This is a genomic window from Endothiovibrio diazotrophicus, from assembly GCF_054657215.1.
In genome coordinates this window covers 1-10000 of record NZ_BAAHXB010000104.1, presented here as the reverse complement: position 1 = coordinate 10000, position 10000 = coordinate 1, and the positions used below count along the sequence as shown (strand labels likewise).

Genomic DNA, 10000 nt, shown 5'->3' with positions numbered 1-10000 from the left:
CCAGGGTGAAGGTGAGGTAATACTTACTGGAGGCCCGAACCGGGATCTGTTGAAAAAGATTCGGATGAGCTGTGGATCGGAGTGAAAGGCTAATCAAGCCCGGAGATAGCTGGTTCTCCCCGAAAGCTATTTAGGTAGCGCCTCGTGTATCACTCCTGGGGGTAGAGCACTGTTTGGGCTAGGGGGTCACCTCGACTTACCAACCCCATGCAAACTCCGAATACCAGGAAGTGCAATCACGGGAGACAGACGGCGGGTGCTAACGTCCGTCGTCAAGAGGGAAACAACCCAGACCGCCAGCTAAGGTCCCCAAATCACAACTCAGTGGGAAACGATGTGGGAAGGCATAGACAGCCAGGAGGTTGGCTTAGAAGCAGCCATCCTTTAAAGAAAGCGTAATAGCTCACTGGTCAAGTCGGCCTGCGCGGAAGATTTAACGGGGCTAAGTTGTGTACCGAAGCTGCGGATTCACGTTTTACGTGAGTGGTAGGGGAGCGTTCTGTAAGCCTGCGAAGGTGGATCGAGAGGTCTGCTGGAGGTATCAGAAGTGCGAATGCTGACATGAGTAACGATAATGCGGGTGAAAAACCCGCACGCCGAAAGCCCAAGGTTTCCTGCGCAACGCTAATCGGCGCAGGGTGAGTCGGCCCCTAAGGCGAGGGCGAAAGCCGTAGTCGATGGGAAACCGGTTAATATTCCGGTACCACGCAATACTGCGATGGGGGGACGGAGAAGGCTAGACCATCCGGGTGTTGGTTATCCCGGTTTAAGCGTGTAGGCAGAGGACTTAGGCAAATCCGGGTCCTTAATGCTGAGACGTGATGACGAGGCTCTACGGAGCTGAAGTGGTTGATGCCCTGCTTCCAGGAAAAGCCTCTAAGCTTCAGGTATTGTGTGACCGTACCCCAAACCGACACAGGTGGGCAGGGTGAGTATCCCAAGGCGCTTGAGAGAACTCGGGTGAAGGAACTAGGCAAAATAGTACCGTAACTTCGGGAGAAGGTACGCCCCTGGTACGTGAAGAGACTTGCTCTCGGAGCGGAAGGGGGTTGCAGTGACCAGGTGGCTGCGACTGTTTATTAAAAACATAGCACTCTGCAAACTCGGAAGAGGAAGTATAGGGTGTGACGCCTGCCCGGTGCCGGAAGGTTAATTGATGGGGTCAGCCGCAAGGCGAAGCTCTTGATCGAAGCCCCGGTAAACGGCGGCCGTAACTATAACGGTCCTAAGGTAGCGAAATTCCTTGTCGGGTAAGTTCCGACCTGCACGAATGGCGTAACGATGGCCACGCTGTCTCCACCCGAGACTCAGTGAAATTGAAATCGCTGTGAAGATGCAGCGTTCCCGCGGCTAGACGGAAAGACCCCGTGAACCTTTACTACAGCTTTGCACTGGACTTTGAATTTGTTTGTGTAGGATAGGTGGGAGGCTTTGAAACCAGGACGCCAGTTCTGGTGGAGCCATCCTTGAAATACCACCCTGGCAAATTTGAGGTTCTAACCTAGACCCGTTATCCGGGTTGGGGACAGTGTATGGTGGGTAGTTTGACTGGGGCGGTCTCCTCCCAAAGAGTAACGGAGGAGCACGAAGGTACCCTCAGCGCGGTCGGACATCGCGCAATGAGTGCAAAGGCATAAGGGTGCTTAACTGCGAGACAGACACGTCGAGCAGGTGCGAAAGCAGGTCTTAGTGATCCGGTGGTTCTGTATGGAAGGGCCATCGCTCAACGGATAAAAGGTACTCCGGGGATAACAGGCTGATTCCTCCCAAGAGTCCATATCGACGGGGGAGTTTGGCACCTCGATGTCGGCTCATCACATCCTGGGGCTGTAGTCGGTCCCAAGGGTATGGCTGTTCGCCATTTAAAGTGGTACGCGAGCTGGGTTTAGAACGTCGTGAGACAGTTCGGTCCCTATCTGCCGTGGGCGTTGGAGATTTGAGGAAAGCTGCTCCTAGTACGAGAGGACCGGAGTGGACGTACCTCTGGTGTTCCGGTTGTCACGCCAGTGGCACAGCCGGGTAGCTAAGTACGGACAGGATAACCGCTGAAAGCATCTAAGCGGGAAGCCCCTTCCAAGATAAGATCTCCCTGGACCCTTGAGGTCCCTGAAGGTCCGTCGAAGACTACGACGTTGATAGGCTGGGTGTGGAAGTGCAGCAATGTATGAAGCTAACCAGTACTAATTGACCGTGAGGCTTGACCATATAACACCCAAAAGGTTTGGGTGGTCGACTGGAAACTCCATTCAGTTGAATATCTGCGCCAAACAACTTGCCGAATTCGGACGCGAGCCCTCGGGCTCCCGTCCAACCAGTTTGCCTGGCGGCCATAGCGAGCGGGAACCACCCGATCCCATCCCGAACTCGGAAGTGAAACCGCTCAGCGCCGATGATAGTGTGGGGCTTCCCCATGTGAAAGTAGGTCACTGCCAGGCTTTTATTCAAAAACCCCGCAACGGTAACGGTGCGGGGTTTTTTCTGTTGGTTATCTACCCGCTTTTAATTGTGGATCGCGAGTGGACTAACCTTGGTTCTTACCCACAAGTCGGCGATCATCGAGGCGCTGGGCGGCCGGGGTAACCGCCCTGCCTCAAGAGGGCGCTTTGCTGCGGAGGCCGCCCAGCGGCTCGCCCGAAGGGCGCCTCCCGGAAGCGCCAGGCCGTTGCGGTGCTTGCCAAGGGATCACTATCATGGCCAGGACGGCCGGTATGCGGCGGGAGGGCAGAGAGTCCGGAGCCGCTGGCCGCGCCGTGGCTTGGCGTTTCCCGGGGGGGGGGCTCGTTGATGGCCGATTTGTGGATAAGAGGCGGGACTAGCCATACTGCCCGTTAGTTATCAGGCTTTTGGGGCGAGAGAGTTGGTCACCAATTACTTGATTTTTCGTCCTGGTTTCCAGTTTCGCTGGATCAGCGCGTGTGTGGCCCTTTTTTTCGCGATGATTCAGTGGCGGTTGATAGGGGGGCATCGTTCAGTCCGGCTATGCTCGCTTCGCTCAAGCGGCGCAGGGATATCGCAGGGCACCCCCCTTGGCGTGTCTATAAATCCCGTATCCTTTCCTCCGAGCTGGTGGAGTTGCTCCATACCTTCACAGATACCTTTCTGGGCGCCCACGTGCTGTTCACCGTGGCGTTGCCGGCTATCTGGTTTTGGAGGCCTTCCGGCACGTCTTCGTCGATCCTGCCTACGGGCTGAGTTTCGTGACGCCGATGATGATCTTCGGGCTGGTGGCGTTTGCCACACTGCTGGTGATGCGTGAGCCCCCCGCCGCTACCTTGGCTTGGCGCTGGTGCACCTTGCAATGGTCGGGGCGATTATGATTTTTGGTTTGGTAATCGAGAGCCGGGTCTTTATCGAGCTGCTTCCGCTGGTGGCGGTCAATCTATGGGCAGTGCTGCCTCGGGGCGAGAGGGAAATCGAAACACCCTGCCGGTAACTGGTTCAACCGCCGTCGGCGACGCTACCATCTCAATTCTCTTCATATATTTATAATATTCTACCGTCGGAAAACAAATTCGGGGAATTGCGAGATGGTGACGATCAAGATTACGAAAGAGCTGGCCGGTGACCCGGTTGGGATCGTGACGTTGTCCGCGATGGTGAGTGATGCGGAGAGCCATGGCGAGACGTTGGAGTTCATCTGTGTCCATCCGGCGGCTTGGAAGTTGCTGAGGGCCTATGATGATACCCGCCATCCCTCCTGGCGGGAGAAAATCGACGAGAAGACCCGCTCGTTGCTTGGCCGGGGATGACCGCCGGGGTATCGCGACGTATCGGCAGATGTAAGGGTGGATGCGGAGCGATGTCTGGGCTCGGCGTCGCCTTCCCGTGGCGCTCGGGGAGCGACGCCGTCGGATCAGATAGTCGTTTCGGCGGGTAGGTTGACGATGGCAACCTCTTTGGCGCGGCGTTCCGCCCGATCGTCGAGAATGTTCTTGATCGCGATGAGCACGCCGAGTCCGAGGAAGGCGCCGGGGGGAAGAATTGCGAGTAGGAAACCCCGATAGTCCTCGAAGACGGTCAAGGTAAGGGCCCTTCCGAAATCACCGAACATCAGGTGGGCCTGGGCGAACAGGGTGCCTTGGCCGAGGAGCTCCCGCAAGCCGCCAAGCGTGGCCAGTACGGCGGTAAAGCCCAGTCCCATGGTGAATCCGTCTGCCAAGGCGTGGGGGACGTTCTGCTTGGAGGCGAAGCTCTCCGCCCGGCCAATGATTGCGCAATTGGTGACGATCAGTGGAATGAAGATGCCGAGGATCTTGTGCAGATCGTGGAAGTAGGCGTTCATGGCCAAGTCGACGGCGGTGACAAAGGACGCGATCACCAGCACGAAAACCGGGATGCGGATTTCCGGGCGGACCACGTTGCGGATCGCCGAGACGGTGGCGTTGGAGGCTACCAGCACTAGGGTGGTGGCGATGCCTAGGCCGAGACCGTTGATTGCGGTTCCGGTGACCGCCAGCAGCGGGCAGAGTCCGAGCAACTGGACCAGGGCGACGTTGTTTTTCCAGAAACCTGCCTTGGCGATGTTGCCGTAGGTTACTTCAGCCATGTTTTTTCTCCCCGTGTGGAGTGGTCCTCTGGGAGCCTGTCGGGCTACAGCTCACTTGAACAGCCCGTCGCGATGTTCGCGGAAATAGACCAACGTGTTGTAGACCGCCTTCACCACCGCCCGCGGGGTAATGGTGGCACCGGTGAACTGGTCGAAAACGCCGCCGTCCTTGCGCACTTTCCATTTTCCTTCTTCCGGGTTGTCGAGTGAGCGGTTGGTGAATGCGCGGATCCAATCGGTACGTTCCACTTCGATGGCATCGCCCAGCCCCGGGGTCTCCCGGTGGGCGAGGACCCGCACGCCGCCGAGGGTACCGTCGTAGCGCACCGCTACCAGCAGGCGAATGGTGCCACTGTATCCATCCGGCGCCTGGGAGAGGATCGCCACGGCCACCGGCTTCCCCGCCTGGCGAGCGCGGTAGACGGTGATCGGTCTTGTGGTGCCGAGCCGTTCGCGATCGGTTACCTCAATGGCATCCTGGTAGACGTCGTTGTCGTAGTCGCTGGTGGGGATCAGGGCGTTGAGACTACGCAGTAGCGCCTGTCGCTCGTTCTCCGCAATCCGCTCTCGGGTACTCTCGAAGGTGAAGGAGACCAAGGCGGTGCCGATGACGGCGAAGAGCCAGAGCAGAAGCGCCGATGCGGCGATGGTGCGCAGCTTCACGGCCTCTCTCCCTGCTGCTTTTTCACCCCTTTGCCGAAGACCCGTGGCTGGGTGTAGTAGTCGATGGTGGGGGCGGCCATGTTCATCAATAGCACGCCAAAGGCGACGCCGTCGGGGTAGCCGCCCCAGGTGCGGATCACGTAGGTGATGGCACCGATGCCGATTCCGTAGATGACGCGGCCCCGCTCGGTGGTGCAGGCGGTGACCGGGTCGGTGGCGATGAAAAAGGCACCGAGCATCGCCGCACCGCTGAACAGGTGGAAGGTCGGGGGGGCGAAGCGGTCCGGGTTGAACAGGAAAAAGACCAGCGAGAGCAGGAACAGGGTGCCGAGCATCGCCGCCGGGATATGCCAGGTGATGGTGCGGCGAAAGATCATCCACAGTCCGCCGGCGAGAAAGGCCAGATCCACCCACTCCCAACCGAGCCCGCCGAACAGGCCATGGCTGGGGGCAGTGAGGATCTCACTGATGGTGGACTGCATGGCCAGCTGGACTTTCATGTAGTCGAGGGGGGAGGCCATGGTCAGGGCGTCCATGGAGACGCCACTCGGCAGGGTGCCGAGGAATACCGCATGCAGGGTATCGCCTAGCGAGAGGGGCCAATGGCTGGGACCGAGGGGCGGCAGCCACGAGGTCATCTCCTTGGGGAAGGAGATAAGCAGGACCACATAGGCGACCATCGCCGGGTTGAAGGGGTTGTGGCCGAGCCCGCCGTAGAGGTGCTTGGCGACGACGATGGCGAAAAAGATCCCTACCACGGTGGTCCACCACGGCAGCAGTGGTGGGATGGCGGCGGTGAGCAGCAGGGCGGTGACCAGGGCGCTGCCGTCGCCGAGGGCGGTCTTCACCGATCGACCGCGTAGCCCGATCGCCACCGCCTCGAAGAGGATCGCCGCACTGGTGGCCAACGTGGCGTTGACTACCACTCCCCAGCCGAAGTACCAGGTGAGCGCAGCCAAGCCGGGGAGTAGGGCGGCCATGACGCGGAACATCTCGCGGCCGGTGTGTCCCGGGTCGTGGAGGTGGGGGCTGGTGACGGTGGGGAACTGCATTCCGGTATCGGCTGCCTGGCGTGGTGGGACTCAGCTGCCGTTCGTCGGCGGCTGACTGTTCGAGTCGGACGCCCGGCGGGCATCGGCCTCGTCGATCTGCCGCTGCTGTTCGGCAGTAAGGTTGTCGGTATTCTTCGGCTGGATGCCGGCGGCGGTTTTCTTCGCCTTGGCGCGGGCCAGGGCTGCCTCGATTGCCGCTTTCTTGGCGTCGTCCGCCTTGGGGACCGATGCGGGGTTGTCGCTATCGGCGAGCGCCGCCTGCTTCTTCGCCATTCGCGCCGCCTTCTCCTCCTCGGCACGCCGGATACGCGCTTGGCGTGCTTCGTGGCGCTGGCGGGCGAGGTCGGCCTTGCGCTTGTCGCGCTCCTGGCCCCAGATTTCGGTTTTGGCGTAGCGGTAGTACTGAACCAACGGGATCCGGCTGGGGCATACATAAGCGCAGCAGCCGCACTCGATGCAGTCGAACAGCGAGTAATCCTGGGCCTTGTCGAAGTCCTTTGCCCGGGTGTGCCAATAGAGCTGCTGGGGCAGCAACTGGGCGGGGCAGACCTCGGCGCAGCGGCCGCAGCGAATGCAGGCGAGGGCCTCGGCCGGCTCCGGCATCTCATCATGGCTCGCCACCAGTACGCAGTTGGCAGTCTTGATCACCGGCAACTCGTCGCTCGGCAGGGTGAGCCCCATCATCGGTCCACCCATCACCAGGCGGGTTGCCTGCTTGGTGTAGCCTCCGCAGTGGGCGACCAGATCACCCATCGGTGCACCGAAAGGCACCTCCAGGTTGGTGGGCCGGTGGACGCCGGCGCCGGTCACGGTGACGATCCGCGAGATCAGCGGCTCGCCGTGACGGACCGCCCGATAGACCGCCGCGGCGGTGGCGACGTTCTGGCACACCACGCCCACCTGCAGGGGCAGCCCCTGGCTCGGCACTTCACGACCGGTGAGTACCTTGATCAGCTGTTTCTCGCCGCCGGTGGGGTAGAGTGTGGGGATCGAGACCACCTCGACCGAGTCGGGGACGCCCGCAGCGGCTACCGCCTCCACCAGTGCCTGGTGGGCATCCAGCTTGTTGTCCTCGATGCCGATCAGGCAGCGCGGTGCGGCCAGGGCATGGAGCATGATCCGTGCGCCCTCCACCACCTCGTCGGCCCGCTCGCGCATCAGCCGATCGTCGCAGGTGATGAATGGCTCGCATTCGGCGCCGTTGAGGATCAGCATCTCCACCGGCTTGCCCTGGTTGAGCTTGATGAAGGTAGGGAAGCCGGCCCCGCCGAGGCCGACGATGCCGGCGTTGCGGATCAGTTCGTGGAGCGTCTCCGCCGGCAATTCGCTCCAATCCTCCACTCCGGCGTGCTCGATCCAGCGGTCCTCGCCGTCGGGCTCGATGACGATGCAGGTGGCGGGCAACTGGGAGGGATGGGGGACCGGTCGCTCGGTGACCGCCACCACCGTGCCGGAGGTGGGCGCATGGAGCGGCGCGCTCACATAGCCCTTGGGTTTGGCGATCATCTGTCCCTTGAGCACGCGTTCGCCGGCCTGGACCATCGGCTCGGCCTCGGCGCCGATGTGCTGGCCCAGGGGGAGCACCAGCTCCCGCGGCATCGCCAGGGGCTCCACCGCTCGCCCGTTGGACTGCTCCTTGTTTTCCGGCAGGTGGATGCCGCCGTGGAAGCGCCACTGTCTGCTACCCATGAACCAGCTCCCGGTCGCGGGCCTCGGGACGGTTTTCCGGGTAGGGCCACTTCCACGTGCGCGGGCTTTCACCGATCGGTGTCATGGTGATGCACTCCACCGGACAGGGAGCGAGGCAGAGTTCGCAGCCGGTGCATTCGGAGGCGATCACGGTGTGCATCTGCTTCGCCGCGCCGAGGATCGCATCCACCGGGCAGGCCTGGATGCATAGGGTGCAGCCGATGCAGGTCTCTTCATTGATCTTCGCCACCTTGGGGCCGAGGTCGTCTCCCTCCTCCAGTGCCATCGGGTCTCGGCCCAGCAAATCGGCCAGGGCGACCATGGTGCTCTCGCCGCCGGGCGGACAGCGGTTGATCTCCGCCTCGCCGCGGGCGATCGCCTCGGCGTAGGGGTGGCAGCCGGGGAAGCCACACTGGCCGCACTGGGTCTGGGGGAGCAGCGCGTCCACCTTCTCCACCACCGGGTCCCCCTCCACCCGGAAGCGGATCGAGGCGTATCCCAACAGCAACCCGAAGGCGGCGGCGAGCAAGGATATGGCGAGGATGGCAATCAGCATGGAGTTTGGTACTTGTCCGCGAATGAACGCGAATAAACGAAAATAGACATATTTGCCTTCGCTTTGCGTTCATTTGCGTTCATTTGCGGATTCATCTTCAGACTTCAAACCTTGACCAGACCCGAGAAGCCCATGAAGGCCAGCGACATCAAGCCGGCGGTGATCAGCGCGATGGAGGCGCCGCGGAACGGCTTCGGCACGTCGGCCACCGCCACTCGCTCGCGTACCGCGGCGAACAGCACCAGCACCAGGGAGAAGCCCACCGCCGCACCGAAGCCGTAGGTGGCCGAGGCGAGGAAGCCGTGTTCTTCCTGGACGTTGAGCAGTGCCACGCCGAGCACCGCGCAGTTGGTGGTGATCAGCGGCAGGAAGATGCCCAGCACCTGGTAGAGCAGCGGGCTGGTCTTGTGTACCACCATCTCGGTGAACTGCACCACCACCGCGATCACCAGGATGAAGGTGATGGTGCGCAGGTATTCCAGCCCCAGGGGCGCCAGCAGATAGGCGTCCACCAAGTAGGAGCAGATGGAGGAGAGGGTGAGCACGAAGGTGGTGGCCAGTCCCATCCCCGTGGCCGTCTCCAGCTTGCGCGAAACCCCCATGAACGGACAGAGTCCCAGGAACTTCACCAGGACGAAGTTGTTCACCAGGATGGTGCTGAGCAGGATAAGGGCGAACTCGGTCATTAACGCGCACTTTTACCGGGGGAGTCGCCGCCCCGGCAGGGGGCGGACGGAGTCGGATAAGACAACCCTAATATGGTAGGTTCCCGCCTTGAAAGAGACAAGTTCTTATTGGATTTCTAAGGGAATTCGCTGAATTACCTCAGTAAAGAGCATTGTGGATGCGGTGATGGGGCGCTGCGTCACGGCAACGCCGAAGACGGGCTGCGAGACGAGCGATTGGGGTGATTTATTCTTTCCGCGTCTCTTAAACAACTAGCGCCGTTCGAGCAGGTGGGGGCATGGCGGGTACACGCTCCTTCGCGCGGGCGTCTTGTTTCGTCGTGTCCGTTCGGCTCAAACCCCGTTGGATATCGGACCCTGTACGGCCTGAAGACCTCCCCGCGTACAGTCGATGAGCTCGTCGTAGTGGACCATCAACGGCCCCTCGATCACGCCGTCCAAGCGCAAATGGATCATCCGAATGGCCCCGCCGAAGACGGCGGAGGCGATCACCCACGGATCCCCGCGCCGTATCTCCCCGCACTCCATTCCCCGGTCCACGATATCGCGCATGGCGATGAACGGGGTGGCGCTGCACAGCGGGGGCTCATCGGACAGAAACTCCCGATGCTTGCCGTGCAGCATATAGGCGACGATGTTGCGCCGGGTCTCGGTATATTCGAAGAGCAGTTGGATGATCCGGTTGCAGCGCTCACGGTGGCTCACCTGCTCGGCCATCACCTCCTGCATCATCTCCTCGAGCTCCCCGATCAGGTGGTGGTAGAGCGCCTTGGCGATGCCCTCCTTGCCGCCGAAGTGGTTGTAGATA

Annotated in this window: 8 protein-coding genes and 2 rRNA genes (1 of these 10 cut by a window edge); 3 read left to right on the top strand and 7 right to left on the bottom strand. The window is 61.2% G+C overall.

Annotated features, from left to right (window positions below):
* The 3 genes from ACYQ2W_RS20170 to ACYQ2W_RS20160 form a co-directional block, all read left to right on the top strand.
* Positions 1-2205 (top strand): 23S ribosomal RNA (locus ACYQ2W_RS20170) (it extends 681 nt beyond the left edge of the window).
* Positions 2206-2319: 114 nt separating this feature from the next.
* Positions 2320-2435: ribosomal RNA gene (gene rrf, locus ACYQ2W_RS20165) — 5S ribosomal RNA — on the top strand.
* A gap of 1092 nt (positions 2436-3527) precedes the next feature.
* Positions 3528-3749 carry a hypothetical protein gene (locus ACYQ2W_RS20160; RefSeq protein ID WP_459871326.1) on the top strand — a complete coding sequence of 74 codons (222 nt, stop codon included), beginning with the start codon at positions 3528-3530 and terminating at the stop codon, positions 3747-3749.
* Positions 3750-3853: 104 nt separating this feature from the next.
* Here ACYQ2W_RS20160 and ACYQ2W_RS20155 read toward each other — a convergent pair whose 3' ends face one another.
* The 7 genes from ACYQ2W_RS20155 to ACYQ2W_RS20125 form a co-directional block, all read right to left on the bottom strand.
* Entirely contained in the window at positions 3854-4546 is a 693-nt protein-coding gene (locus tag ACYQ2W_RS20155) for an electron transport complex subunit E (protein WP_459871323.1), read from the bottom strand.
* A gap of 51 nt (positions 4547-4597) precedes the next feature.
* Complete coding sequence (gene rsxG / locus ACYQ2W_RS20150; RefSeq protein WP_459871320.1) at positions 4598-5209, bottom strand: electron transport complex subunit RsxG; 612 nt, start codon at positions 5207-5209, stop codon at positions 4598-4600.
* The gene (gene rsxD, locus ACYQ2W_RS20145; protein WP_459871317.1) at positions 5206-6261 is read right to left on the bottom strand and encodes an electron transport complex subunit RsxD; all 1056 of its coding nucleotides are present in this window, start codon (positions 6259-6261) and stop codon (positions 5206-5208) included. Before rsxD ends, rsxG begins: the two co-directional genes overlap by 4 nt.
* A 30-nt stretch (positions 6262-6291) precedes the next feature.
* Entirely contained in the window at positions 6292-7950 is a 1659-nt protein-coding gene (rsxC, locus tag ACYQ2W_RS20140; protein ID WP_459871314.1) for an electron transport complex subunit RsxC, read from the bottom strand.
* A complete protein-coding gene (gene rsxB / locus ACYQ2W_RS20135; protein ID WP_459871312.1) occupies positions 7943-8506 on the bottom strand; it encodes an electron transport complex subunit RsxB in 564 nt (187 codons plus the stop codon). Before rsxB ends, rsxC begins: the two co-directional genes overlap by 8 nt.
* Before the next feature lie 104 nt (positions 8507-8610).
* The gene (gene rsxA / locus ACYQ2W_RS20130; protein ID WP_459871309.1) at positions 8611-9192 is read right to left on the bottom strand and encodes an electron transport complex subunit RsxA; all 582 of its coding nucleotides are present in this window, start codon (positions 9190-9192) and stop codon (positions 8611-8613) included.
* A 333-nt stretch (positions 9193-9525) separates the two neighbouring features.
* On the bottom strand, positions 9526-10000 hold a 475-nt coding region (locus tag ACYQ2W_RS20125), incomplete at its 5' end, for a TetR/AcrR family transcriptional regulator (protein WP_459871307.1).